The sequence below is a fragment of the Methylobacterium platani genome, from assembly GCF_001653715.1.
In the GTDB taxonomy this organism is placed as follows: Bacteria; Pseudomonadota; Alphaproteobacteria; order Rhizobiales; family Beijerinckiaceae; genus Methylobacterium; species Methylobacterium platani.
In genome coordinates this window covers 48,496-71,608 of the sequence record NZ_LWHQ01000008.1, presented here as the reverse complement: position 1 = coordinate 71,608, position 23,113 = coordinate 48,496, and the positions used below count along the sequence as shown (strand labels likewise).

Here is a 23,113-nt window from a genome sequence, read left to right as displayed (position 1 = left end):
GTTCGCTCAGCCGGCATCCTCCGGCTCGGGGCCGCGGGTCCGGTCGAGGGGCTTGCCGTCCCTGGCCGTTCCGCCGCGGTCCTTCTCGTCCTTCGCGACGCTCCGCTCCGGCTCCTTGAGCGCCACGCTCCGGCCGGTGCGGGCGGCCTCGTAGATCGCCTCCATCAGGATCTGGTCCTGCAGGCCTTCCTCGCCGGGGGTGCGGGGCGTGCGGTCCTCCAGGATGCAGGTCGCCATGTGATCGATCTCGAGGGCGAACTGGTTCTTCTCGCCCAGCACCCGCTCCTCCTTCGCCTCCGCCTTGCCCTCGCGGTGGCTGAGGAAGAGGCGCTGGCCCTGATACGCGAAGGCGTTCTGGAGCTGGATCGCGCCGCCCTCGGCCTGGACGGTCAGCGAGCGGGTCTCGTGCGCGCCATAGCTGGTCGAGCACAGGGCGAGCGCGCCGGAGGGAAACCGCAGGGTGAAGGCGACCGTCTCCTCGACCTCGCGGTAGAGCGGGTCGTCGTCCGGGGAGTGGATCTGCGCCTGGACCGAGACCGGCTCCTCGCCCGTAAGTGCCCGCACGCCGTTGAGGCAGTAGAGCCCGATATCCGGCAGCGCGCCGCCGCCGGCGAGCGCCTTCTTCATCCGCCACTGCTCGGGCAGGCTCATGGTCTGGGTGTTGGTCGCCTCGATCAGCTTGACCTTGCCGTACTTCTCGCTGCGCGCCAGCCGAACGACCTCGCGGTTGTAGGGCTCGTACTGGCAGCGATAGGCGATCATCAGCTTCACCTTCGCCTTGGCGCAGGCATCGATCATCGCCCGCGCCTCCGCCGAGGACACCGCCATCGGCTTCTCGCACAGGACGTGCTTGCCAGCGCCCGCCGCCGCGATCACCTGGTCGCGGTGCACGGCGTTCGGCGTGACGATGTAGACCGCCTTGACCTCCGGGTTGCGGGCGAGCGCGTCCCAGCCGTCGTAGCCGTAGACCGCCTCCGGCCTGATGCCGTGTTGCGCCGCCACGGCCTTGGCCTTCTCGGGCGAGCCCGACATCAGGGCGACCGGCTTCGCCTTGCGGCACGCGCCGAAGGCCGGCAGGATCTCCTCCAGCGACAGCCGGCCGAGGCCGACGACCGCGAAGCCGACCCGCTCGGCCGGCGGCAGCGGTGCCGGCGGTGGCGCGGAAGGGCGGTCCGAGGGGCCGCGCCAGTTCGGGAACGTCACCTTGCCGTTCTCGACCTTGCCGGTATCGACCGGCCGCTGCGGCCCCGGCGTTCCCTGGCCCGCGCCGCCCTGCGCCGCCGCGCTGCCGATCCCCACCAGGGTGGCGCCGCCGGCCATCATCAGGCTGCGGCGCGAGAGGGCGGTGACGTCGTCCGGCATCGGCAACCATCCGTGGCGAGGGCGGGAGCCTGCGCAACGTGTCGGGGGTGGCGGGGTTCCGGACGTGTCCGGTCGCGCGACGGCGGTGCGGGCCGGAACGCGAAGAGGCCGGCCCTGGCGGGCCGGCCTTCCTGACGCATCGTCGCGGACGGGAGCCTACTCGCCCGCCATCATCTCCGGCGAGAAGTGCCCGCACCAGTCCTGGGCCGATACCACCGGCCACAGGCCGTGGCCCTGCGGCTCGGGCTGGCTCACCGGCGGGTTGAAGCGGCACAGGCCCTCCTCACCCTGCGCGGTGGCGCCGTTGAGCTTGTGGTCGTCGAAGTAGCGGCAGCTGTGGCAGTTCGCGGACGGGGTCGAAGCCATGCGGCGTCTCCTTGCGAATTAGAACAAGTCCAATCGGCAGAGTAACGATGGGGCACGCGGCAGGTTCCCGGCGAGGGCTGACGGATGCGGCCATCGACCACGGGGATTTCGCCGTTCCCGTCTTGAACAAAGCAGGAACGACCGCCAGGTTGCGGGCATGGACGACGCCCTGAAGAAGAAGCTCACCATCCTCGCCGACGCGGCGAAGTACGATGCCTCCTGCGCCTCGTCCGGGGCGCCGAAGCGCAAGGCCGAGGCCGGCGGGCTCGGCTCGACCACCGGGGCGGGCATCTGCCACGCCTATACGCCGGATGGGCGCTGCGTCTCGCTGCTCAAGATCCTGCTCACCAATTACTGCCTGTTCGACTGCGCCTACTGCGTCAACCGACGCTCCTCGAACGTCCGCCGGGCCCGGTTCTCGGTCGACGAGGTGGTGACGCTGACGGTCGAGTTCTACAAGCGCAACTACATCGAGGGGCTGTTTCTCTCCTCCGGGATCATCCGCTCGCCAGACCACACGATGGAGCAGCTGATCCGGGTGGCGAAGACCCTGCGCCAGCGCCACGGCTTTCGCGGCTACATCCACCTGAAGACCATCCCCGAGGCGAGCCCGTGGCTGATCGAGCAGGCCGGGCTCTACGCCGACCGGCTGTCGATCAACCTCGAGCTGCCGACCGAGGCGAGCCTGGAGCGGCTGGCGCCGGAGAAGGACGGCGCCGCGATCCAGACCGCGATGGGCCAGATGGGCGAGCGCATCCTGCAGGCCAAGGAGGAGAAGCGCCGCTTCGCCCCCGCCGGGCAATCGACCCAGGTGATCGTCGGCGCCGATGCCAGCACCGACGAATCGCTGATCCGCACCAGCGCCCGGCTCTACGACCATTACGGGCTGAAGCGGATCTACTACTCGGCCTTCAGCCCGATCCCCGACGCCGCCTCGATCCTGCCGAGCCAATCCCCGCCGCTGCAGCGCGAGCACCGGCTGTACCAGGCCGACTGGCTGATGCGGTACTACGAGTTCTCGCCCGACGACGTGGCGGGGGCGACCGAGTCGGGCATGCTCGCCCTCGACGTCGACCCGAAGCTCGCCTGGGCCCTGCGCAACCGCGACCGATTCCCCGTCGACGTCAACCGCGCCGACCGGGAGATGCTGCTGCGGGTGCCGGGCCTCGGCGTCCGGGCGGTCGACAAGATCGTGGCGGCGCGCCGCCACGCCACCCTGCGGCTCGACGACGTCGCGCGCCTGACCTCCGGCCTCAAGCGCGCCCGGCCCTTCCTGGTCGCCGCCGATTACGCGCCGACGCGGCTCACCGACCGGCTCGACCTGCGTGCGCGCCTCGCCGAGCCGCCGCGCCAGCTGAGCCTGTTCTGATGGCAAGTGCGATGGCAAGCCGCACGATCCGCCTGCGGCCGGGCGCCGACCTCGACGGGTTCCGGGCAGCGGTCCGCCACCTCGTCGCGGACGAGATCCCGCCGGAGGCGGTGACCTGGGCCGAGGGCGACGCGCCGTCGCTGTTTCCGGATGAGCCCGCGGCCGGCCCCGCCGCTCCGGCCCTCGCCCTGCCGCGGGCGGTGGCAACCCTCGTCCCGGCGGTGCTGATGCACCGCGACCCGGAGCGCCACGGCCTCCTCCACCGGTTGATCTGGCGCGTGGCGCAGGGCGAGCGCCACCTGGCCGAGGTCGCCAGCGACCCGCTGGTCCACCGCCTGCACCTGATGCGCAAGGCGGTGGGGCGCGACCTGCACAAGATGCACGCCTTCCTGCGCTTTCGCTGGGTCGGGGCGGGGGACGGATCGGGAGAAGGCAGTCGCGAGCGTTTCGCCGCCTGGTTCGAGCCCGAGCACCACATCCTGGCGGAGGCGGCGCCGTTCTTCGCCGCCCGCTTCCCGTCCTTCGACTGGTCGATCCTGACCCCGGACGGGTCGGCGCAGTGGGACGGTCGGACCCTGTCCTTCGGGCCGCCCGGCCGGCGCGAGGACGTGCCGGAGCACGACGCCTTCGAGGCCGGCTGGACCGACTATTACGCGAGCACCTTCAACCCGGCGCGCACCAACCTCGCGGCGATGCGGGCCGAGATGCCGAAGAAGTACTGGCACAACATGCCCGAGACCGCGGCGATCCCGGGGCTCGTGCGGGCGGCCGGCCAGCGGGTCGGCGCGATGATCGAGCGCGCGCCGGAAGCGCCCGTCAAGCGCGTGCCGGCCCGGGCGCTCGCCGCGATGGCAGCGCAGGAGCCCGCCTCGCTGGAAGCCCTGAATGCGATCATCCGCGCCTCCGAGCCCCTGGTGCCCGGGGCGACGCAGGCGGTGCTCGGCGAGGGAAGGCCGGGCGCCGCCATCGCCTTCGTCGGCGAGCAGCCGGGCGACCAGGAGGACCTGCAGGGCCGGCCCTTCGTCGGCCCGGCGGGCCAGCTCCTGTCGCGAGCCCTGCGCGAGGCGGGCATCGCCCGCCGTGACGCCTACCTGACCAATGCGGTCAAGCACTTCAAGTTCGAGGCGCGGGGCAAGCGGCGCATCCACCAGAAGCCCACCGCCGGCGAGGTCGCGCATTACCGCTGGTGGCTCGACCGCGAGCTCGCCTTCGTGGCCCCGCGGCTCGTGGTGGCGCTCGGCGCCACCGCGGTTCTGGCGCTCTCCGGCCGCCAGGTCCCGATCACCCGCGCCCGCGGACCCTCGGATTTCGGGGGCAAGCCGTTCCGGGGCTTCGTCACCGTCCACCCGTCCTACCTGCTGCGCCTGCCCGACGAGGCGCGGGACGAAGCCTATGCGGGCTTCGTCGACGACCTGCGGCGGGCGGCATCCCTGGCGGCGGACCTCGCGCCGAGCGGTGCCGGGTAGGGCCGGATGCGTCCGGGATAACGCCGCAATGCGGAAACCATCCCGGTCCTGTCGAGTTTGTCGCCAGACCGAACCGGGAACCGAGATTGATGAGGATGATCGTGTCCGCCCTCGCGGCGGGAGCTTTTCTGGCCGGCGCGGTAGCGCCCGCTCTCGCCGCCAAGGGCAGCGCCAAGGCGCCGACCCGCTTCGACGGCACCTGGAGCGTCGAGGTCATCACCGAGAGCGGATCCTGCGACCGCGCCTACCGCTACGGCGTCATCATCCAGAACGGCCAGGCCCGCTACGCCGGCGGCAGCGACTTCACCGTGTCCGGGAGGGTGCAGCCGAGCGGCGCCGTGCGGGCGACGATCAGCCGGGGCGACGCCGCGGCCCAGGTGGTCGGCCGCCTCGCCGCCGAGGGCGGCGGCAACGGAACCTGGACCACCTCCGGCTCGACCAGCTGCAAGGGCCGCTGGAACGCCGAGCGCCGCGGCTGACGGCCAAGCGCCGCGGCTGACGGCCGATCGCCGCGGCTCGCGGTCGAGCGCCGCGGCTCCAGGCAAACTCTGCCGCTCAGCTTGGGGTTTGCAGCACACGGCGGTCGGGAATCTGCTTTTGCGCCGGATTTCGCCCAAGATCCGCCCTTGATCGGCACGAGGCTTGCCGGGATACAGGCGGTTGATTCGGCCGAGGCCCGGATGATGAGAGCTCTGCTGTACGGCGCGATTGGTACCCTCGCGGCGATGGAACTGGCCGCTGCGGCCCACCCGGCCGCGGCCGCGCAAGGGCCCCGCGCCGAGCATCGGCGCGCGATGCTCGCCCCCCTCGAACAGGCGGCGACGGATTGCTTCGCCGAGACGATCGGCAACAACCCGGCGGCGCTCGCGCATGCCCGCGCCGGGCGCTGGTACGAGGCGGCCGGCGTGATCGGCTTCCTGTGCCGGCCGGAGGTCGACGCGATGACCAAGGCGCGCGACCACCTGGAGGGGCGCGGCGCCGGCGGGCGCTACTTCACCGGTCCCTATGCCCGCCATCTCGGCCAGGAGCTGGCGCGCCGCCTCGAGCCGCTGCTCGCCACCAAGGCGGTCGCCACTGCCGAGCCCCGGCCCGACAGCGAGACGCCGCCGGCCGCCCCGGCCGAGGAGCCGTAGCGCCACCGGGACGACGGGCGGGACGTGGTCCCGCCCGTGTCACGCGGCAGGGGCGGTTGGCCTCACTCGATGCCGAGCTTCGCCTTCAGGAGGGCGTTCACCGCCGCCGGATTGGCCTTGCCGCCGGTGGCCTTCATGGTCTGGCCGACGAACCAGCCGAGCAGGGTCGGCTTCGCCTTCGCTTGCTCGACCTTGTCGGGATTGGCCGCGATGATCTGGTCGATCGCCGCCTCGATCGCGCCGGTATCGGTCACCTGGCGCAGGCCGCGGCTCTCGACGATCTGGCGCGGCTCGCCGCCCTCGCTCCAGACGATCTCGAACACGTCCTTGGCGATCTTGCCCGAGATGGTGTCGTCGCCGATGAGATCGACGATCGCGCCGAGCTGGTCCGCCGAGACCGGGCTGTCCTCGATCGATCGGCCCTCCTTGTTCAGGCGGCCGAACAGCTCGTTGATGACCCAGTTCGCCGCGCTCTTGCCGTCGCGGCCCTTGGCCACGGCCTCGAAGTAGTCGGCAGAAGTACGCTCGGCCACCAGCACCGTCGCGTCGTAGGGCGACAGGCCGTACGATTCGATGAAGCGGGCCTTCTTGGCGTCGGGGAGCTCCGGCAGGCCGGCCGCGAGGCCGTCGACGAAGGCCTGGTCGAATTCCAGCGGCAGCAGGTCCGGATCGGGGAAGTAGCGGTAGTCGTGCGCCTCTTCCTTCGAGCGCATCGAGCGGGTTTCGCCCTTGTTCGGATCGAACAGGCGGGTTTCCTGGTCGATCGTGCCGCCATCCTCGATGATCGCGATCTGGCGCCGGGCCTCGACCTCGATCGCCTGGCCGATGAAACGGATCGAGTTGACGTTCTTGATCTCGCAGCGGGTGCCGAAGGGCGCGCCGACCTTGCGCACCGAGACGTTCACGTCGGCGCGGAGATTGCCCTTCTCCATGTCGCCGTCGCAGGTGCCGAGGTAGCGCAGGATGGTGCGCAGCTTCGTCACGTAGGCCTTTGCCTCCTCCGACGAGCGCAGGTCCGGCTTCGAGACGATCTCCATCAGCGCCACGCCCGACCGGTTGAGGTCGACGAAGCTCATCGTCGGGGACTGGTCGTGCAGCGACTTGCCGGCATCCTGCTCGAGGTGCAGGCGCTCGATCCCGACCGTGATGCTCTCGCCGTCGGGCAGGTCGACCAGCACCTCGCCCTCGCCGACGATCGGGCTCTTGTACTGGCTGATCTGGTAGCCCTGGGGCAGGTCCGGGTAGAAGTAGTTCTTCCGGTCGAACACCGAGCGGTGGTTGATCTGCGCCTTGAGGCCGAGGCCGGTGCGCACGGCTTGCGCGACGCATTCGCGGTTGATCACCGGCAGCATGCCGGGCATCGCGGCGTCGACCAGCGAGACGTTGTCGTTCGGCTCGGCCCCGAAGGCGGTCGGCGCGCCGGAAAACAGCTTCGAGCGGCTGGTGACCTGGGCATGGATCTCCATGCCGATCACCACCTCCCAGTCGCCCAGCGCGCCCTTGATCAGCTTCTTGGGGTTCACGGGAGCGGTCATGGCGGTCTTCTGTCTCTCGCACGAATCTCGCCTCTCCCGTGGGAGAGGTGACGGTGTCCTGCCTAGTAGGAAGGGCGGCGCTCGGGCGTCAAGCGCGCGGCGCGATCACCCGGCGGGCGGAGTAGCCGACGATCGCGTAGACGAGCGCCGCCCCCGTCCGCACCGGGAAGAAGGTGGGCAACTCCCGCCCGATCGGCGCCGGCCACGGCACCCCGATTCCGGTCACCACCCAGGAGACCAGCACCGAGCCGACGAGGGCGATGATCGCGACGAGCACCACCTTGCCGAACTGGTCCGCCTTCCAGCCGAGATAGAGCGCGAGCCCGATCAGGACGGGATCGAACGCCGCCATGATCCAGACTTCGGGCGGGTAGTAGGGGACGGTCGGGTGGTTCACGCCCACCACGCCTGCGGCAGGGCGATGCGGCCGGCCGCCTCCTCGATGACCTGGCCGGCGGCGAACAGCGTCTCCTCGTCGAAGGGACGGCCGATCAGCTGCAGGCCGAGCGGCAGGCCCTGTCCGTCGAGGCCCGCCGGGACCGCGATGCCGGGAAGGCCCGCCATGTTCACCGTCACGGTGAACACGTCGAGGAGATACATCTCGACCGGGTCGGCCTTCGCCTTCTCGCCGAAGCCGAAGGCGGCGGACGGGGTCGTTGGCGTCAGGATCGCGTCGACGCCCGAGGCGTAGACCTGCTCGAAGTCGCGCTTGATCAGCGTGCGGATCTTCTGCGCCCGGACGTAGTAGGCGTCGTAGTAGCCGGCCGAGAGCACGTAGGTGCCGATCATGATCCGGCGCTTGACCTCGCGGCCGAAGCCGGCGGCGCGGGTGCCCTCGTACATCCCGACGATGTCCTTCCCCGGCACGCGAAGCCCGTAGCGGACGCCGTCGTAGCGGGCGAGGTTCGAGGAGGCCTCGGCCGGCGCCACGATGTAGTAGGCCGGCAGCGCGTATCGCGTGTGCGGCAGCGAGACCTCGACGACCTTGGCGCCGGCCTCGCGCAGCCAGTCGGCGCCCTGCTGCCACAGCCGCTCGATCTCGGCCGGCATGCCCTCGACCCGGTACTCCTTCGGGATCCCGATGGTCAGGCCCTTCACGCCGCGGTTCACCGCCGCCTCGAAATCGGGCACCGGCAGATCGACCGAGGTGGTGTCCTTGGCGTCGTGGCCAGACATCGAGGTCAGCAGGATCGCGGTGTCGCGCACCGTGCGGGCGATCGGCCCGGCCTGGTCGAGGGAGGAGGCGAAGGCGACGGTGCCCCAGCGCGAGCAGCGGCCGTAGGTCGGCTTGATGCCGACCGTGCCGGTGAAGGCCGCCGGCTGGCGGATCGAGCCGCCGGTATCGGTGGCGGTGGCGCCCAGGCACAGGCGGGCCGCGACCGCGGCGGCCGAGCCCCCCGACGAGCCGCCGGGCACCAGCCTGGTGTCGGACAGGGCGCCGTCGGGCCCCTTGCGCCGCCAGGGCGAGACCACCGGGCCGTAGGCGCTGGTCTCGTTGGACGAGCCCATGGCGAACTCGTCGAGGTTGAGCTTGCCCAGCATCACCGCGCCGTCGCGCCACAGGTTGTGGGTGACGGTCGATTCGTAGTGCGGCTGGAAGCCCTCGAGGATCTTCGAGGCGGCCGTCGTGGTGACGCCGTGGGTGCAGAACAGGTCCTTGATGCCGAGCGGCAGGCCCTCGAGCGGCCGGGCCTCGCCGGCGGCGAGCTTCTGGTCGGCGACGTCGGCCATCGCGAGCGCCCGGTCGGGCGTCTCGAGCAGGTAGGCGTTGAGCGCCCGCGCCTTCTCGATCGCGTCGATATGGGCCTGGGCGAGCTCGCGGGCGGAGAACTCCTTCGCCCGCAGGCCGTCGCGGGCCTGCGCCAGGGTAAGGTCGGTCAGCTCTGCCGGCTTGGTGCTCACGGTCGTCTCGTCCTGTCGGGGCCCGAAGGGCCGCCATGGGTGCGCGTTCGTCGGTCGTCCCGTCGATTACTCGACGACCTTCGGCACCACGAAATAGTTGTCCTCGGTCAGCGGCGCGTTGAACACGATCTCGCGGGCGTGCCCGCCGTCGGTGATCACGTCCTCGCGGCTCTTCATCGCCATCGGGGTCACCGAGGTCATCGGCTCGATGCCGGAGACGTCGACCGCGTCGAGCTGCTCGACGAAGGACAGGATGGCGTTGAGCTCGCCCTGGAGCGGCGCCACCTCGTCGTCGGTGACCGCGATCCGCGCCAGGTGCGCGATGCGCCGGACCGTCTTGGCGTCGACCGACATGGGCACTCCGTTCGGACTAGCGAGGGACCGGGCTCGCGCGGCCCGGCGGCCGGTGGACGGCCGCGGGGCGCTATAGCACCGGCTTTCGCGCTGCCGCAACGGGCGCCCGGGACCTCAGGCCGCCGGGATCCGCACCGGCAGCGCCACGATGGCGTTGGAGCGGGTCTGCGGCACCTCGATCAGCACCGCCCGCGGCTTGAAGTGCCGGCGCGCCTCCATGCTGCCGGTATAGAGCACCGCGGCGGCGGTCAGCAGCATCAGCTTGTGCTTGCGCGGCATTCGCGGCCGGGCCGGCAAGGTCGCGGCGGGCAAGGTTGCAGCCTGCAAGGTTGCCGCCTGGCGGATCCGGCGGCCGATGACGAGGATCGCCTCGGCCGGCACCCGCCGCAGGGGCGGGGCCGCCTCGGCCGGGGCGAAGCTCCCGGCCGTGGCCGGCAGCTTGCCCCGCAAGGGGCTCACCGCGCCGTCGAGGTCGAGGGTCATCCGGCCCTGCTGCCGCGGGTCCGGGTCCGGCGCCTGTCGTGAGGCGGCGAAGGGAAGGATGTCGGCAGCCACGGGCGACCTCGTTGACGGGGGACGGCAGGTTAACGGTTTGTTAATCCCGCCGGCTCCGGCCCGCCACGTCAACCTTTCGTTAACCTTAACCGGTCCACGCCCGCCCGCCCGGGACGGCCGCCCCCGGGAGGGCGGCCGGGAGGGCCTACTGCACCGTGACGGCGGTGCCCTTGTGCGGCACGATCACCTGCACGCCGCTGCCGTCGAGGGCGGCGACAAAGCGGTCGGCGCTCGGATCGACGATCGGGAAGGAGCCGTAATGGCAGGGGATCACCGCCTTCGGCCGGAAGAAGCGCTTGACCGCGAGCGCCGCAGTCTCGGCCCCCATGGTGAACCGGTCGCCGATCGGCACCATCAGCACGTCGGGGCGGTAGATCTCCTGGATCAGCGCCATGTCGCCGAAGATGTCGGTGTCGCCCATGTGGTAGACCGTCGGCTCGCCCTCGGCGCGCACGATCACGCCGTTGGGCAGCCCCAGCGGCACCGTCACCCCGGCCTCGCTCATGCCGGCGGAGTGGTCGGCCCGCACCAGGCTGACCCGGAAGCCGCCGACGTCGACGGTGCCGCCGGTGTTCATCGGCTCGAACTGCGTCACGCCCTTCGAGGCCAGCCACATGCACAGGTCGTAGTTGGTGACGACCTTGGCCCCGGTCTCGGCGGCGATCTCGACGGTGTCGCCGACATGGTCGCCGTGGCCGTGGGTGACCAGGATATGGGTGGCGCCCGCGGTCGCCGCCGTGCGGTCGCCGTCGAAGGCCGGGTTGCCGCTGAAGAACGGATCGATCAACACGTGAGCGGACCCGAAATCGAGGCGGAAGGCGGAATGGCCGAACCAGGTGATGCGCATCGGACGATCTCCGGGCGAGTGAGCGTGCAGGGTGGAACTCGGCGGCCGACCGCCCGGACGCCGCGGCAGGGCGGGGCCGGCAAGGCCTACCTAACGCGCGGAGGCCGGCCGTGAACCGGGAGGCGATCGAAGCCTTCGCGGCCGAGTCGCGCGGCGGCGCCCGCCTGCTCGGGCTCGACCTCGGCACCAAGACCATCGGCCTCGCCCTCTCGGACGTGCAGCGCCGGATCGCCTCGCCGCTCGAGACGATCCGGCGGGTGAAGTTCACGCCCGACGCCGCGGCCCTGTCGGCCGTCGCCGTGAAGCACGCCGTCGGCGGGCTGGTGATCGGGCTGCCGCTCAACATGGACGGCAGCGAGGGGCCGCGGGTCCAGTCGACCCGGGCCTTCGTGCGTAACCTCAAGCCGATCCTGCCCCTGCCGGTCCTGTTCTGGGACGAGCGGCTGTCGACCGCCGCCGTCACCCGCACGCTGCTCGAGGCCGACGCCTCCCGAGCCCGGCGCGGCGAACTCGTCGACAAGCTCGCCGCCGCCTACATCCTGCAGGGCTGCCTCGACGTGCTCGACGGCTTGAGGGAGGACGGGGACGACTCGTCCGAGTGGTGAGGCGGCCCGGCCGGCAGGTGCGCGAGCCGCACCGCCGGCGAGGTCCAGATCAGGAGCGCCTGGAGCGCGAAGACGACGACCGCCAGGACCAGGCAGGCCTCGGCGCCCGACAGCCCGCCGACCAGGGCCGCCAGGGCCGCGCCGAGGGGCCGCGCCCCCTGGCTCATCACGCTGAGGCCCGAGACGCGCCCGAGCATCGCCGCCGGCGTCACCGCCTGGCGCAGGGTCGTGGTGCTGATCACCCACAGGATCGGGCCGGCGCCGAGGAGGAACAGCCCGGCCCCGGCGAGGGCCGGGCTCGGCACGACGATCGTCAGCGCCACGACGGCGGAAGCCGCCAGACCCGCGAGCGGCCCGATGCCGACGACCCGGCCGAAGCGCAGGTGCCGCAGGATCGCCGGGCTGAGGAGGGCGCCGGCCATCATGCCGAGCCCGTAGAGGCCCAGCACCACGCCGATGCCGGCGGCGTCGAGGCGCAGGTGGCGCGCGGCGTAGGGGACGAAGGCCGCGAGCAGCAGGAAGAACGCGGTGTTGAACACCACCTGGGTCGCGAGCACCGGCCGCAGCAGCGGATGACGGACCGCGAAGGCGGCGCCCTCGCGGATCTCGCGCCAGGGATGGCGGCGGGGCGGTGCCGGGCGCCGGGGTTCGGCGATTCCGACGAGCGCGAGCGCCGCCGCCAGAGAGAGCGCCACCGCCACCGCGAAGGCCGGTGCCGCCCCGGTCCAGCCGACCAGCGCGCCGCCGAGCGCCGGCCCGCCCGCGAAGGCGGCGGTGCGGGCGAGCTCGATACGGGCATTGGCGGTGCCGAGCGCGGCCGGCGGCACGAGCGCCGGCACCAGGGCGGGCCCCGCGACGCTGAACACCACCGTGCCGCAGGCCGACAGGAAGCCGAGGCCGGCCAGCAGCGGCCAGCTCGCCTGGCCCAGCAGGGCGAGGACCAGGATCGTCGCGAGGGCGGCGGCCCGCAGGAGCTCGGCGCCCGCCATCAGGCCGCGGCGCGGCAGCCGGTCGGCGAGCAGCCCCGCCGGGATCGCCGCGACCAGGAAGGGCAGGGTGAGCGCGGTCTGGAGCAGCCCGGCCTCGCCCTCCTGCGCGCCGAGGCCCAGCACCGCCACGATCGGGATGGCGGCGAGCGCGATCTGCTCGGCGGATTGCGCCGCGAGATTGGCGGCGGCGAGCCGCCCGAAGGCGCGGGGCAGGGAGTTTGAGGGCATGGGGGTTGAGGGCATGGCGGACGATCCGGCTGCGGGTGGCCGGACCGTGCCTGAGATCGGGCGAGGGCCGAAACCCGGTTCTTGCGGTGCAATCCGGGCGGGTCGGAGATCCGACGGACAGGCTCCGGCGCCGATGCTCTCCTCTCCCCGACGGATTCCGGGCATGCCCGGAATCCGCGACCGAGCGGCGACGTCAGGCAGGCCCGGCGTCGCTCCCGGGAAACGAGAAACCGCCGCTTCTCCTCTCCCCGGATCGCCCGGTGCAGGTCGGGACAGGCGGAACCTGGCCGCCCGCCTACTCCCCCGCCGCGCTCTTCTTCGCGGCCGGCTTCTTCGCCGGTGCCTTCTTGGCAGCGGTGGCCGTCGTCGCCGTGCCCTTCGCCGCCGCCTTTCGGGCCGTGGGCTTGGCGGTCGCCGCCTCGCCGCCGTTCTCGGCGGAAGCCTCGGCAGCCTCCGCCTTCGTGGTCTTGGCCTTTGCCGTCTTCGCGGATGCCTTGGCCGGCGCCTTGCGCGCGCCCGCCTTCTTCTTCGTCCCGCCGCCGGCCTCGCGCCGCGCCGCGATCAGGCGCAGGGCCTCGTCGAGGGTCACCGCCTCGGCATCCGCCCCCTTCGGCAGGGTGGCGTTGATCTCGCCGTCGGTGACGTAGGCGCCGTAGCGGCCGGCCTTGACGGTGACCGGCTTGCCGCTCTCCGGCGCGGTGCCGATCAGGCGGCCGGGATCCTGCGCCGGGCGCCCGCCGCCCTGCTCCTTCTGGACGATCAGGTCGATGGCCCGGTTGGCGCCGACCTCCAGCACGTCGTCGTCCTTGCCGAGATTGGCGTAGGTCTTGCCGTGCTGCACGTAGGGGCCGTAGCGGCCGATATTGGCCAGGATCGGCTCGCCGGTCTCCGGGTGGCGCGCCACCTCGCGGGGCAGCGACAGGAGCTTGAGCGCCTTCTCGAGGTCGACCGCCGACGGAGCGAGGCCCTTGGGCAGGGAGGAGCGCTTCGGCTTCTCGGCCCCCTTCTCGGCCGAAGCCTCGCCGAGCTGCAGGAACGGGCCGAAGCGGCCGTCGCGTAAGGTCACGGGCAGGCCGGTCTCGGGATCGTCGCCGAGCACCCGCACGCCGGGCTGGCCGCCCTCGCCGGATCCCTCGCCGTCGCCGTCGAGGCCGGTGGCGTTGAGCTGGCGGGTGTACTTGCACTCGGGATAGTTCGAGCAGCCGACGAAGGCGCCGAACTTGCCGAGCTTGAGCGAGAGCTGGCCGCTGGCGCAGTTCGGGCAGGCGCGCGGGTTTCCGCCGTCGGCCTTGGCCGGGAAGATGTGCTCGGCGAGAAGCCCGTTCAGCGCCTCCAGCACCTCCGCGGTGCGCAGCTCCTTGGTCCCGGCGATCGCCGCGGAAAAGTCGCGCCAGAAGTCGCGGAGCACCGCGCGCCAGTCGATCTCGGCGTTCGACACCCGGTCGAGCTGGGTTTCCAGGTCAGCGGTGAAGTCGTACTCGACGTAGCGGCGGAAGAAGCTCTCGAGGAAGCCGGTGACGATCCGGCCCTTGTCCTCCGGCACCAGGCGCTTCTTGTCGATCTTGACGTATTCGCGATCGCGCAGGACCTGCAACACTGCGGCGTAGGTCGAGGGCCGGCCGATGCCGAGCTCCTCCATCCGCTTGACCAGGCTCGCCTCGGAGTAGCGCGGCGGCGGCTCGGTGAAGTGCTGGGTCGCGGCGATGCGCTCGCGGGTGAGCGCGTCGTCCTTGCGCATCGGCGGCAGGCGACGGGACTCCTCGTCCTCCTCGTCGTCCTTGCCCTCCTGGTAGAGGGTGAGGAAGCCGTCGAACTTCACCACCTGGCCGGTGGCGCGCAGGTCGATGCGGCGCGGGCCGACCTGCGCCGAGATCTCGACCGTCGTGCGCTCGAGCTCGGCCGACTCCATCTGGCTCGCCACGGTGCGGGTCCAGATCAGCTCGTAGAGCTTGGCCTGCTCCGGTTCGAGGAAGCGGGCGACCTCCTTCGGCAGCCGGCCGAGATCGGTCGGGCGCACCGCCTCGTGGGCCTCCTGGGCGTTCTTCGCCTTCACGCTGTACTTGCGCGGCGCACCCGGCACGTAGGCATCGCCGTACTCGGCGCCGATCACCTGGCGGGCCTGGGCGACCGCCTCCGGCGCCATGTCGACGCCGTCGGTCCGCATGTAGGTGATGAGGCCGACGGTCTCGCCGCCGATCTCGATGCCCTCGTAGAGACGCTGGGCCACCCGCATGGTCTGGGCCGGCGCGAGGCCGAGCTTGCGCGAGGCCTCCTGCTGCAGCGTCGAGGTGGTGAAGGGCGGCTGGGGATGGCGCTTGGCGGGCTTGGCCTCGACCGAGGCGACCGTGAAGGTGGCAAGCTCCAGGTCGCGCCGGAAGGCCTCGGCCTCCTCCGCGTTGCCGACGTCGAGGCGCTGGATCCGCTTGCCGTCGGCGCCCACCAGCCGGGCCTCGAACACCGCGCCGCTCTCGGTCTTGAGCGTCGCGACGATCGACCAGTATTCCCGCGGCTTGAAGGTCTCGATCTCGCGCTCGCGGTCGCAGACGAGGCGGAGCGCCACCGACTGCACGCGGCCGGCCGAGCGGGCGCCCGGCAGCTTGCGCCACAGCACCGGCGAGAGGTTGAAGCCGACGAGGTAGTCGAGCGCGCGCCGCGCCAGGTAGGCGTCGACGAGGGCCTGGTCGATCGCCCGCGGCTGGGCCATCGCGGTCGCGACCGCGTCCTTGGTGATGGCGTTGAAGGTCACCCGCTCGACCGGGATGTCCTTGAGCACCTTCTTGGCCTGGAGCGCCTCCAGCACGTGCCAGGAGATCGCCTCGCCCTCGCGGTCCGGGTCGGTCGCCAGGATCAGCTTGTCGGCGCCCTTGACGGCCTTGGCGATCTCGGCGACGCGCTTGGCCCCGCGATCCTCCAGCTCCCACAGCATATGGAAGTCCTGCTCGGGATCGACCGAGCCGTCTTTCGCCGGGAGATCCCGGATATGCCCGAACGAAGCCAGCACCTCGTAGTCGCTGCCGAGGTATTTATTGATCGTCTTGGCTTTGGCCGGCGACTCGACGACGACGACTTTCATGGACGGGCTGCCTCTTCGAAGAGCACACCGCGGCAGATCGGGCTTCAACTTGTGCGGGGCGGCTGGCGCGGATTTTCGCGCGGCGAAGCGGACAAGTGGGTGATGACGCGGCGCTTGTCAAATACCGCCGATGGTCCGAAGCGTTCCTGCACGCTCGTCCTTGCGGGCGGCGCGCCGCGCTCCTATAGCCCTGGGCTCAGGATGAGCACCCAGTCACCTCCCGGCTTCCCGCACCGCCACCTCCTCGGCATCGAGGGCCTCTCGCCCCTCGACATCGTGGCGCTCCTCGACCGTGCCGACGAGGCCGTCGAGATCAGCCGCCAGGTCGAGAAGAAGCGCACGACCCTGCGCGGGCGCACCCAGATCAACCTGTTCTTCGAGCCCTCGACCCGGACCCAGTCCTCGTTCGAGCTCGCCGGCAAGCGCCTCGGCGCCGACGTGATGAACATGTCGGTCGCCTCCTCGTCGGTGAAGAAGGGCGAGACCCTGATCGACACCGCAGCGACCCTGAACGCGATGCGGCCCGACATCATCGTGGTCCGCCACCACCAGGCCGGCGCGGTGCATCTCCTTGCCCGCAAGGTCGATTGCGCGGTGGTCAATGCCGGCGACGGTGCCCACGAGCACCCGACCCAGGCGCTGCTCGACGCGCTGACCATCCGCCGCAACAAGGGCCGGATCGAGGGGCTCCAGGTCGCGATCTGCGGCGACGTCCTGCACTCGCGGGTCGCGCGCTCGAACATCATCCTGCTCATGGCGCTCGGCGCCCGGGTGCGGGTGATCGGCCCCTCGACCCTGCTGCCGCCGGGGCTCCAGCGCTTCGGCGTCGAGGTCTTCACCGACATGCGCAAGGGCCTCGCGGGCGTCGACATCGTCATGATGCTGCGGCTCCAGCGCGAGCGGATGAACGGCTCGTTCGTGCCCTCCGTGAAGGAGTATTTCCGCTATTTCGGCCTCGATGGCGACAAGCTGAGCCACGCCAGGGCCGACGCCCTGGTGATGCATCCCGGCCCGATGAACCGCGGCGTCGAGATCTCCTCCGAGGTCGCCGACGGCGCGCAGTCGCTGATCCGCGAGCAGGTCGAGATGGGGGTCGCGGTGCGGATGGCGGTGCTGGAAGCGCTGGCGACGCATTTGCCGAACGCATGACCGCCGCTTGACATGCCGCCGCGGGCCTTCGACCTTGATATCCAGGCGATCCGGCGGCGTCTCGAGCGGGAGGGTTGGCGGATCCGGCCTTCGAAGGGCCCGCACGACATCTACACCATGCCGGGACGCCCGCACATCGCAGTGCCCCGGGGCCGCGGCAGCCTGCCGTCCGGGACCGCCCGGTCGATCGCGCGGAACGCCGGATGGCTGGACGGGAGCGAGGAGCCGTGACCGCGTATATCGGCATACTGGAGAAGGAACCCGGCACCCTCTGGGGCCTCTGGTTCCCCGACCTGCCAGGCTGCGTCGCCGCCGGTGACTCGGCCGACGAGGCTCTGGCGCAGGCCGCGGAGGCCCTGGCGCAGTGGTCGGGCCTGGCTCGGGAGGATGGCGCCGCCCTGCCGGCGCCCCGTTCCATCGAGATCCTGCGGTCGGATCCGGATGTCGCCGGTGCTCTCGCAGCGGGCCACGTCGCGGTCGCGGTTCGTCCGCCGGCCGACGATCTCGGCCTCGACGACGCGCAGCTTCAAGCCGTCGATCAGGCCGCCGAGCGGCGGGGCCTGACCCGCAGCGGCCTGGTCCGCGCCCTGGTGCTCGACGAGATCGCCGGTTGATCCGGCCCGCATCTCTCTTCTTCCTTTTTCCCGCACCGTAGGCCGATGTCACCCTCCTGCATCCTCCTCACCAACGCCCACCTGATCGACCCCGCCACCGGCCGCGAGGGCCCGGGCGCGGTGCTCGTCCGCGACCGGACGATCGCCGACATCCACTGGGGCAAGCCCGCTTCCGTGCCGGAGGGCGCGGAGGTGATCGAGTGCGGCGGGCAGGTGCTCACGACCGGACTCGTGGATCTGCGCGCCTTCGTGGGCGAGCCCGGCGCCGAGCACCGCGAGACCCTGGCGAGCGCCAGCGCGGCGGCCGCCGCCGGCGGCGTGACCACCCTGGTCTGCATGCCCGACACCAACCCGCCGATCGACGAGCCGGCGATCGTCGACTTCGTGCTGCGCCGCGCCCGCGACACCGCCTGCATCCACGTGCTGCCGGCCGCCGCCATCACCAAGGGCCTCGCCGGCCAGGTGATGACCGAGTTCGGCCTGCTCACCGAGGCCGGCGCCGTCGCCTTCACCGACGGGCTGAAAGCCGTCACCAACGCCCAGGTGATGCGGCGCGCGCTCACCTACGCCCGCGATTTCGGCGCGCTGCTGATGCAGCACGTCGAGGAGCCGACGCTGGTCGGCGACGGGGTGATGAACGAGGGCGAGATGGCCTCGCGGCTCGGCCTGCACGGCATCCCGCGGGAGGCCGAGACGGTCCTGCTCGAGCGCGACATCCGCCTCGTGCGCCTGACCGGCGGGCGCTACCACGCCGCGATGATCTCGTGCGCCGATTCGGTCGAGATCGTGCGGCGGGCCAAGGAGGCCGGCCTGCCGGTCACCTGCGGCGTCTCGGTCAACAACCTGGTGCTGAACGAGAACGACATCGGTCACTACCGCACCTTCTGCAAACTCTCGCCGCCCCTGCGCACCGAGGCCGACCGCCAGGCCGTGGTGGCGGCGCTCAACGAGGGCGTGATCGACGTCATCGTCTCCGATCACAACCCGCAGGACGTCGAGACCAAGCGCCTGCCCTTCGCGGAGGCCGCCGACGGGGCGCTCGGCATCGAGACCGTGCTGGCCGCCGCGCTCCGGCTGGTCCATGCCGGCGACGTCGCGCTGCCGCGGCTTCTCGCCGCCCTCTCGGCCGCGCCGTCGCGGGTCCTCGGCCGCGAGACCGGGCGCCTCAGCCCCGGCGCCCCGGCCGACCTCGTGCTGATCGACCCGGACGCGCCCTACGTCCTCGACAAGCGCCGGCTGAAGTCGCGCTCGAAGAACTCGCCCTTCGACGAGGCGCGCCTGCAGGGTCTGGCCTCGCTGACCATGGTCGCCGGCCGCATCGTCCACCGCGTCGAGGAGGCCGGCCGATGACGCCGGACTGGATTCCGATCGCCCTCTGGCTCGGCATCGGCTACCTCTTCGGGGCGATTCCGTTCGGGCTGATCCTGACCCGCTTCGCCGGGCTCGGCGACGTGCGGGCCATCGGCTCGGGCAATATCGGCGCCACCAACGTGCTGCGCACCGGCCGCAAGGGGCTCGCCGCCGCGACGCTCCTGGGCGACGCGCTCAAGGGCACGGCCGCGGTGCTGCTCGCGTCGCGCCTCGGCGGGCCGGAGGCGGCGCTGGCGGCGGGGCTCGGCGCCTTCCTCGGCCACCTCTTCCCGGTCTGGCTCGGCTTCAAGGGCGGCAAGGGCGTCGCCACCTTCATCGGCGTGCTGCTCGGCCTCTATCCGCTCGGCGTGCTGGTCTTCGCGGCGGTCTGGCTCGGCCTCGCCTTCCTGCTGCGCTACTCCTCGGCCTCGGCGCTCGCGGCCTCCGCGGCGACGCCTGCCGCCCTGTGGGCGTTCGGGCAAACCCACCTCGCGGTGCTGTTCTGCGTGCTCGCCCTGCTGCTATGGTGGAAGCACGCGCCCAATATCCGCCGCCTCGCGGCAGGCACGGAAGGGCGCATCGGGCAGAAGGGCTGAAGGTCTGACATCGACCCTCACCCAAGGTCCGGCGGACCTGCGAGGGGAGTGAAGGGCGTGCACCTCAGCGACGCGCAGCGGCTCGACTGGCTCCGGCTGATCCGCTCGGAGGGCGTCGGCCCCCGCACCTTCCGGGGATTGGTGAACCGCTTCGGCGGTGCCGGCGCGGCGCTCAAGGCCCTGCCGGACCTCGCGAAGGCCCGGGGCAAGCCGATCCGGGTGACGACCAGGGCGGAGGCCGAGCGCGAGATCGCGGCGGCCGCCCGCCTCGGCGCCCGTTTCGTGGCGATGGGCGAGCCGGACTATCCCCTCCCGCTCCAGGCGACCGCCGACGCCCCGCCGCTCCTGGCGATCCGCGGCGACGCGGCCTGCCTGACGCGGCCCGCCGTCGCCATCGTCGGCTCGCGCAACGCCTCGGCGGCCGGCCTCACCTTCACCGAGCGCCTGTCGCACGCGCTCGGCGCCGAGGGGCTGGTGATCGTCTCCGGCCTCGCCCGCGGCGTCGATGCCCGCGCGCACAAGGCGGCGTTGCAGAGCGGGACCGTGGCCGTGCTGGCCGGCGGGCTCGACCGGATCTACCCGTCCGAGCACGAGGAGCTGGTGACCCGCATCCTCGGTTCCGGTGGCGCCGTCGTCGCCGAGATGCCGATGGGCTGGGAGCCGCGCGGCCGCGATTTCCCGCGCCGCAACCGCATCATCTCGGGCCTGTCCCTCGGCACGGTCGTGGTGGAGGCGGCGCGCCGCTCCGGTTCGCTGATCACCGCCCGCTTCGCCCTGGAGCAGGGCCGCGAGGTCTTCGCGGTGCCGGGCTCGCCCCTCGATCCCCGTGCCGAGGGCACCAACGACCTCATCCGCGATGGCGCCACCCTGTGCGCCGCGCCCGAGCACGTGATGGCGGTTCTGGCGCCCCTGATCGGCGGGCCGGCGCCGGAGACGGGCGCCGAAGACGCGGCGGACCGTCCCGAGCCGGCCCGGTACTGGGACGAGATCGACTTCTCGGCCGACCCGGTCACCGCGATGGCGGCCGAGCCGGCGCAGGCGCCCCTCGACGATGCCCCGGACCCGGTGCCGGCGCGGCAGGACGACCGGGCCATCCTGCTCGAGCTGCTCGGCCCGTCCCCGGTCCCGGTCGATGCCCTGGCGCGACAGGCCGGCCTGCCGGCGCGGGTGGTGCAGGGATTGCTGATGGAGCTGGAGCTCGACGGGAAGGTGTGGCGGCACCCGGGCGGAGCGGTGTCGCTGCGCTGACCCGGTCAGGGCGCCGCGCCCCGGTGCATCGCCTCGACCGCCGGCGTGAAGCGCCCGTCCGGCCCGTGCAGCACCAGGGCCGGTACCAGGGCGAAGGGCGCCCGGCTGCCGCGCACGCCCGAGACCAGCACCCGGATCGCCGGCGCATCCGCCCGCGGCTGGACCGGCGTGACCTCGAGCCCGCCGAACCGGCCCGCCAGTGCGTCGAGGCAGGCCGGGAGCGCATCGGCGCGGTGGATCAGCACCAGCCGCCCGCCGGGGCGCACGAGATCGGCGCAGGTCCGCAGCCAGGCCTCCAGGCCGCCGGGCTCGGAGAAGCCGTGCGCCGCCGCCTTCGCCGACACCGGCGAGCTCCGGGTGCGGCCGGGCTCGAAGAAGGGCGGGTTGGTGAGCAGGAGGTCCACGGAATCGGGCAGGAGCCCGGCCTGCCGCCGCTCGCGCCCGGGCGCCGTCACGTCGGCCTCGATCACCCGGACCCGGTCGGCGAGCCCGTTCTCCTCGACGTTGCGGCGCGCGAGGCCGGCGGCCTCCGGGTCGCGCTCGACCAGCGTCACGCGCGCCTCCGGGCAGGCGAGGGCGACGGCGAGCCCGACCGCGCCGGTGCCGGCGCCGAGATCGCACACCGTCATGCCGCTTGCGGTCTTGCTGTCGGCGCTCGCGGCGAGCAGCGCCGCGTCGGTCCCGGCCCGGTGGGCACCGCGCGGCGGCTGGCGGAGGCTGAGCCGGCCGCCGAGCCAGGATTCGGGCGGGGAGGCGGAGTCCGGCGGGCTCATCGGCTCACCCCTCGTGGCGCAGCTCGTGGGCGAGGCCCGCATCGGTGAGGATGCGCCGGGCCTGGCGCGCATGGTCCTCCGGCACCAGCAACCGGCGCGGGAAGGCGCCGATCATGCCTTCCATCACGCTGATGTGGTTGTCGGCCACCAGGACCGGGATCTCGGCGCCGCTGAGCAGCGACTCCGCGAAGCCGATCAGGACGAGGTCGTTGGTGCGGATCAGCTCGATCATGGTGCGGTCGTCGGGGCTCGCGCGGTGTCCTGGCTCGGATCGCGGCGGCCATACCACACCTGCGGACCGGGTGCGCCGCATCCCCAGGCCGCCGCCCCGGTTCCGGGCCTTGCGGCAGCTTGCGTGTTGCCGCCGGGGGCGCTCGCGTGCCAAAGGGGGCGGGAACAGATCGAGCGGCCCCGCGGTCCGGGCCGGCTCCGAGGAGATCGCGCGGGCGTGGGCGTCGTACTTCCCCTTCAGGACAGACCCTCCGATCCGGAGGCCAGCCTCGACGCCCTGGTGGGCCTCGTGGCGGCCGGGATGGAGCGCGTCAACGCGATGATCCTGTCGCGCACCGGCTCCGACGTGACGATGATCCCGGAGGTCGCCAACCACCTGATCTCCTCGGGCGGCAAGCGCCTGCGCCCGATCCTGACGCTCGCGACGGCCTCGCTCAGCGGGTACGACCCGGCCGGCGACGGCGACGTCAAGCTCGCCGCCAGCGTCGAGTTCATGCACACGGCCACGCTGCTCCACGACGACGTCGTCGACGAGAGCGACATGCGCCGCGGCAAGGTCGCGGCGCGGATCAAGTGGGGCAACGAGGCCAGCGTCCTCGTCGGCGACTTCCTACTCGGCCAGGCCTTCAAGATGATGGTCGAGGTCGGCTCGCTGCGCGCCCTCGACATCCTGTCCTCGGCCGCCTCGGTGATCGCCGAGGGCGAGGTGATGCAGCTCACCGCCGCCCGCAGCACCGAGACCACCGAGGACGAGTACCTCGCGGTGATCCGGGCGAAGACCGCCGAGCTGTTCGCCGCGGCCTGCGAGGTCGGCCCGGTGCTGGCGCAGCGGCCGAAGGCCGAGATCGCCGCCTGCCGCAGCTACGGCATGAATCTCGGCATCGCCTTCCAGCTCGTCGACGACGCCCTCGATTACGGCGGCACCAGCGCCGACCTCGGCAAGAACGTCGGCGACGATTTCCGCGAGGGCAAGATCACCCTGCCGGTCGTGCTGTCGTTCCGGCGCGGCAGCGACGAGGAGCGGACGTTCTGGCGCCGCACCCTGGAGCGCCAGGAGATCGAGGAGCCGAGCGACCTCGACGCGGCCATCGCGATCATGCGCCGCCACCGCGCCCTCGAGGACACGATCGAGCGCGCGCGCCATTACGGCGCCATGGCCAAGGACGCGCTGGCGCTGTTCCCGGCCTCGCCGATGAAGCAGGCCCTGCTCGAGGCGGTGGATTTCTGTATCGCGCGGGCGCGGTAGGGGCGCGGTAGGGGCGGGGTCGGGCGCCGCGTCTCGCGCGGCCGGTATCGTCGTCGGCATCTGCCGGCGGCGGGGCCTCGGCGACCTGTCGACGCGCTGCAGCCACGGTCCACGACACGAGC

At 72.2% G+C, this 23,113-nt stretch carries 24 protein-coding genes; 12 read left to right on the top strand and 12 right to left on the bottom strand.

The features are described 5' to 3' along the window. Window positions 1-6: 6 nt before the first annotated feature. Window positions 7-1,362, bottom strand: coding sequence for a Gfo/Idh/MocA family protein (locus A5481_RS03760; protein ID WP_048435535.1), 1,356 nt, complete (start codon window positions 1,360-1,362; stop codon window positions 7-9). Between the two features lie 156 nt (window positions 1,363-1,518). After that, the gene (locus tag A5481_RS03755) at window positions 1,519-1,728 is read right to left on the bottom strand and encodes a hypothetical protein (RefSeq protein WP_048435536.1); all 210 of its coding nucleotides are present in this window, start codon (window positions 1,726-1,728) and stop codon (window positions 1,519-1,521) included. 157 nt (window positions 1,729-1,885) lie between these two features. Here A5481_RS03755 and A5481_RS03750 point away from each other — a divergent pair, with 157 nt between their 5' ends. The 4 genes from A5481_RS03750 to A5481_RS03735 all read left to right on the top strand — a co-directional run bounded on the left by A5481_RS03750 (window position 1,886) and on the right by A5481_RS03735 (window position 5,696). Beyond that, window positions 1,886-3,097: a putative DNA modification/repair radical SAM protein gene (locus A5481_RS03750; RefSeq protein WP_048435537.1), complete on the top strand. Its 1,212-nt coding sequence runs from the start codon at window positions 1,886-1,888 to the stop codon at window positions 3,095-3,097. After that, entirely contained in the window at window positions 3,097-4,563 is a 1,467-nt protein-coding gene (locus A5481_RS03745) for a UdgX family uracil-DNA binding protein (protein ID WP_048435538.1), read from the top strand. Before A5481_RS03750 ends, A5481_RS03745 begins: the two co-directional genes overlap by 1 nt. A 95-nt stretch (window positions 4,564-4,658) precedes the next feature. Then, window positions 4,659-5,042 carry a large exoprotein involved in heme utilization or adhesion gene (locus tag A5481_RS03740; RefSeq protein ID WP_082173283.1) on the top strand — a complete coding sequence of 128 codons (384 nt, stop codon included), beginning with the start codon at window positions 4,659-4,661 and terminating at the stop codon, window positions 5,040-5,042. 201 nt (window positions 5,043-5,243) lie between these two features. Further along, window positions 5,244-5,696 carry a hypothetical protein gene (locus A5481_RS03735; protein ID WP_053082483.1) on the top strand — a complete coding sequence of 151 codons (453 nt, stop codon included), beginning with the start codon at window positions 5,244-5,246 and terminating at the stop codon, window positions 5,694-5,696. Window positions 5,697-5,758: 62 nt separating this feature from the next. Here the strand turns inward: A5481_RS03735 and gatB are convergent, their stop codons facing one another. The 6 genes from gatB to A5481_RS03705 form a co-directional block, all read right to left on the bottom strand. Beyond that, entirely contained in the window at window positions 5,759-7,231 is a 1,473-nt protein-coding gene (gene gatB, locus A5481_RS03730; RefSeq protein WP_048435540.1) for an Asp-tRNA(Asn)/Glu-tRNA(Gln) amidotransferase subunit GatB, read from the bottom strand. A gap of 88 nt (window positions 7,232-7,319) precedes the next feature. Next, window positions 7,320-7,583: a hypothetical protein gene (locus A5481_RS03725; protein WP_048435547.1), complete on the bottom strand. Its 264-nt coding sequence runs from the start codon at window positions 7,581-7,583 to the stop codon at window positions 7,320-7,322. A gap of 41 nt (window positions 7,584-7,624) precedes the next feature. Next, window positions 7,625-9,133, bottom strand: a complete 1,509-nt coding sequence (gatA, locus tag A5481_RS03720; protein WP_048435541.1) for an Asp-tRNA(Asn)/Glu-tRNA(Gln) amidotransferase subunit GatA — start codon at window positions 9,131-9,133, stop codon at window positions 7,625-7,627. A gap of 66 nt (window positions 9,134-9,199) precedes the next feature. Beyond that, window positions 9,200-9,487 (bottom strand): Asp-tRNA(Asn)/Glu-tRNA(Gln) amidotransferase subunit GatC, encoded by a 288-nt coding sequence (gene gatC, locus A5481_RS03715; RefSeq protein ID WP_048435542.1) that lies wholly within the window; start codon window positions 9,485-9,487, stop codon window positions 9,200-9,202. A gap of 114 nt (window positions 9,488-9,601) precedes the next feature. After that, window positions 9,602-10,042: a hypothetical protein gene (locus tag A5481_RS03710; protein ID WP_064503784.1), complete on the bottom strand. Its 441-nt coding sequence runs from the start codon at window positions 10,040-10,042 to the stop codon at window positions 9,602-9,604. 145 nt (window positions 10,043-10,187) lie between these two features. Next, window positions 10,188-10,889, bottom strand: a complete 702-nt coding sequence (locus tag A5481_RS03705) for a metal-dependent hydrolase (RefSeq protein WP_048436995.1) — start codon at window positions 10,887-10,889, stop codon at window positions 10,188-10,190. 110 nt (window positions 10,890-10,999) lie between these two features. Between A5481_RS03705 and ruvX the strand changes: the two genes are divergently transcribed. Next, a complete protein-coding gene (gene ruvX / locus A5481_RS03700; protein ID WP_048436994.1) occupies window positions 11,000-11,494 on the top strand; it encodes a Holliday junction resolvase RuvX in 495 nt (164 codons plus the stop codon). On the opposite strand, the gene A5481_RS03695 is transcribed toward ruvX, so the two are convergent. Then, window positions 11,422-12,726, bottom strand: a complete 1,305-nt coding sequence (locus A5481_RS03695) for an MFS transporter (RefSeq protein WP_048436993.1) — start codon at window positions 12,724-12,726, stop codon at window positions 11,422-11,424. The genes ruvX and A5481_RS03695 overlap by 73 nt on opposite strands. 280 nt (window positions 12,727-13,006) lie before the next feature. Beyond that, a complete protein-coding gene (gene topA / locus A5481_RS03690) occupies window positions 13,007-15,784 on the bottom strand; it encodes a type I DNA topoisomerase (protein ID WP_048436992.1) in 2,778 nt (925 codons plus the stop codon). 201 nt (window positions 15,785-15,985) lie between these two features. Here topA and A5481_RS03685 point away from each other — a divergent pair, with 201 nt between their 5' ends. Genes A5481_RS03685 through dprA form a run of 6 tightly spaced genes read left to right on the top strand, consistent with a single transcriptional unit; the run spans window position 15,986 to window position 20,741 of the window. Next, complete coding sequence (locus A5481_RS03685; RefSeq protein WP_048436991.1) at window positions 15,986-16,933, top strand: aspartate carbamoyltransferase catalytic subunit; 948 nt, start codon at window positions 15,986-15,988, stop codon at window positions 16,931-16,933. A 12-nt stretch (window positions 16,934-16,945) separates the two neighbouring features. Continuing rightward, a complete protein-coding gene (locus tag A5481_RS35885; RefSeq protein WP_048436990.1) occupies window positions 16,946-17,164 on the top strand; it encodes a type II toxin-antitoxin system HicA family toxin in 219 nt (72 codons plus the stop codon). Further along, entirely contained in the window at window positions 17,161-17,547 is a 387-nt protein-coding gene (locus A5481_RS03675; RefSeq protein ID WP_053082586.1) for a type II toxin-antitoxin system HicB family antitoxin, read from the top strand. Before A5481_RS35885 ends, A5481_RS03675 begins: the two co-directional genes overlap by 4 nt. 45 nt (window positions 17,548-17,592) lie before the next feature. Beyond that, on the top strand, window positions 17,593-18,897 hold the full coding sequence (locus A5481_RS03670; protein WP_048436988.1) for a dihydroorotase: 1,305 nt from the start codon (window positions 17,593-17,595) through the stop codon (window positions 18,895-18,897). After that, entirely contained in the window at window positions 18,894-19,493 is a 600-nt protein-coding gene (gene plsY / locus A5481_RS03665; RefSeq protein WP_048436987.1) for a glycerol-3-phosphate 1-O-acyltransferase PlsY, read from the top strand. Before A5481_RS03670 ends, plsY begins: the two co-directional genes overlap by 4 nt. A gap of 57 nt (window positions 19,494-19,550) precedes the next feature. Next, window positions 19,551-20,741, top strand: coding sequence for a DNA-processing protein DprA (gene dprA / locus A5481_RS03660; protein WP_064503787.1), 1,191 nt, complete (start codon window positions 19,551-19,553; stop codon window positions 20,739-20,741). 5 nt (window positions 20,742-20,746) lie between these two features. Here dprA and A5481_RS03655 read toward each other — a convergent pair whose 3' ends face one another. Further along, window positions 20,747-21,514 carry a tRNA1(Val) (adenine(37)-N6)-methyltransferase gene (locus A5481_RS03655; protein WP_064503782.1) on the bottom strand — a complete coding sequence of 256 codons (768 nt, stop codon included), beginning with the start codon at window positions 21,512-21,514 and terminating at the stop codon, window positions 20,747-20,749. Between the two features lie 4 nt (window positions 21,515-21,518). Next, window positions 21,519-21,746 (bottom strand): putative signal transducing protein, encoded by a 228-nt coding sequence (locus tag A5481_RS03650; protein ID WP_064503781.1) that lies wholly within the window; start codon window positions 21,744-21,746, stop codon window positions 21,519-21,521. A 216-nt stretch (window positions 21,747-21,962) separates the two neighbouring features. Between A5481_RS03650 and A5481_RS03645 the strand changes: the two genes are divergently transcribed. Next, window positions 21,963-22,991 carry a polyprenyl synthetase family protein gene (locus A5481_RS03645; protein ID WP_064503780.1) on the top strand — a complete coding sequence of 343 codons (1,029 nt, stop codon included), beginning with the start codon at window positions 21,963-21,965 and terminating at the stop codon, window positions 22,989-22,991. Window positions 22,992-23,113: the final 122 nt, after the last annotated feature.

What these genes read in the sequence shown, in the direction of transcription:
- A5481_RS03760 (WP_048435535.1), bottom strand. Translation starts at nt 1,362, where the DNA reads ATGCCGGACGACGTCACCGCCCTCTCGCGCCGCAGCCTGATGATGGCC.
- A5481_RS03755 (WP_048435536.1), bottom strand. Translation starts at nt 1,728, where the DNA reads ATGGCTTCGACCCCGTCCGCGAACTGCCACAGCTGCCGCTACTTCGAC.
- A5481_RS03750 (WP_048435537.1), top strand. Translation starts at nt 1,886, where the DNA reads ATGGACGACGCCCTGAAGAAGAAGCTCACCATCCTCGCCGACGCGGCG.
- A5481_RS03745 (WP_048435538.1), top strand. Translation starts at nt 3,097, where the DNA reads ATGGCAAGTGCGATGGCAAGCCGCACGATCCGCCTGCGGCCGGGCGCC.
- A5481_RS03740 (WP_082173283.1), top strand. Translation starts at nt 4,659, where the DNA reads ATGATCGTGTCCGCCCTCGCGGCGGGAGCTTTTCTGGCCGGCGCGGTA.
- A5481_RS03735 (WP_053082483.1), top strand. Translation starts at nt 5,244, where the DNA reads ATGATGAGAGCTCTGCTGTACGGCGCGATTGGTACCCTCGCGGCGATG.
- gatB (WP_048435540.1), bottom strand. Translation starts at nt 7,231, where the DNA reads ATGACCGCTCCCGTGAACCCCAAGAAGCTGATCAAGGGCGCGCTGGGC.
- A5481_RS03725 (WP_048435547.1), bottom strand. Translation starts at nt 7,583, where the DNA reads ATGGCGGCGTTCGATCCCGTCCTGATCGGGCTCGCGCTCTATCTCGGC.
- gatC (WP_048435542.1), bottom strand. Translation starts at nt 9,487, where the DNA reads ATGTCGGTCGACGCCAAGACGGTCCGGCGCATCGCGCACCTGGCGCGG.
- A5481_RS03705 (WP_048436995.1), bottom strand. Translation starts at nt 10,889, where the DNA reads ATGCGCATCACCTGGTTCGGCCATTCCGCCTTCCGCCTCGATTTCGGG.
- A5481_RS03695 (WP_048436993.1), bottom strand. Translation starts at nt 12,726, where the DNA reads ATGCCCTCAACCCCCATGCCCTCAAACTCCCTGCCCCGCGCCTTCGGG.
- topA (WP_048436992.1), bottom strand. Translation starts at nt 15,784, where the DNA reads ATGAAAGTCGTCGTCGTCGAGTCGCCGGCCAAAGCCAAGACGATCAAT.
- A5481_RS03685 (WP_048436991.1), top strand. Translation starts at nt 15,986, where the DNA reads ATGAGCACCCAGTCACCTCCCGGCTTCCCGCACCGCCACCTCCTCGGC.
- A5481_RS35885 (WP_048436990.1), top strand. Translation starts at nt 16,946, where the DNA reads ATGCCGCCGCGGGCCTTCGACCTTGATATCCAGGCGATCCGGCGGCGT.
- A5481_RS03670 (WP_048436988.1), top strand. Translation starts at nt 17,593, where the DNA reads ATGTCACCCTCCTGCATCCTCCTCACCAACGCCCACCTGATCGACCCC.
- plsY (WP_048436987.1), top strand. Translation starts at nt 18,894, where the DNA reads ATGACGCCGGACTGGATTCCGATCGCCCTCTGGCTCGGCATCGGCTAC.
- A5481_RS03655 (WP_064503782.1), bottom strand. Translation starts at nt 21,514, where the DNA reads ATGAGCCCGCCGGACTCCGCCTCCCCGCCCGAATCCTGGCTCGGCGGC.
- A5481_RS03650 (WP_064503781.1), bottom strand. Translation starts at nt 21,746, where the DNA reads ATGATCGAGCTGATCCGCACCAACGACCTCGTCCTGATCGGCTTCGCG.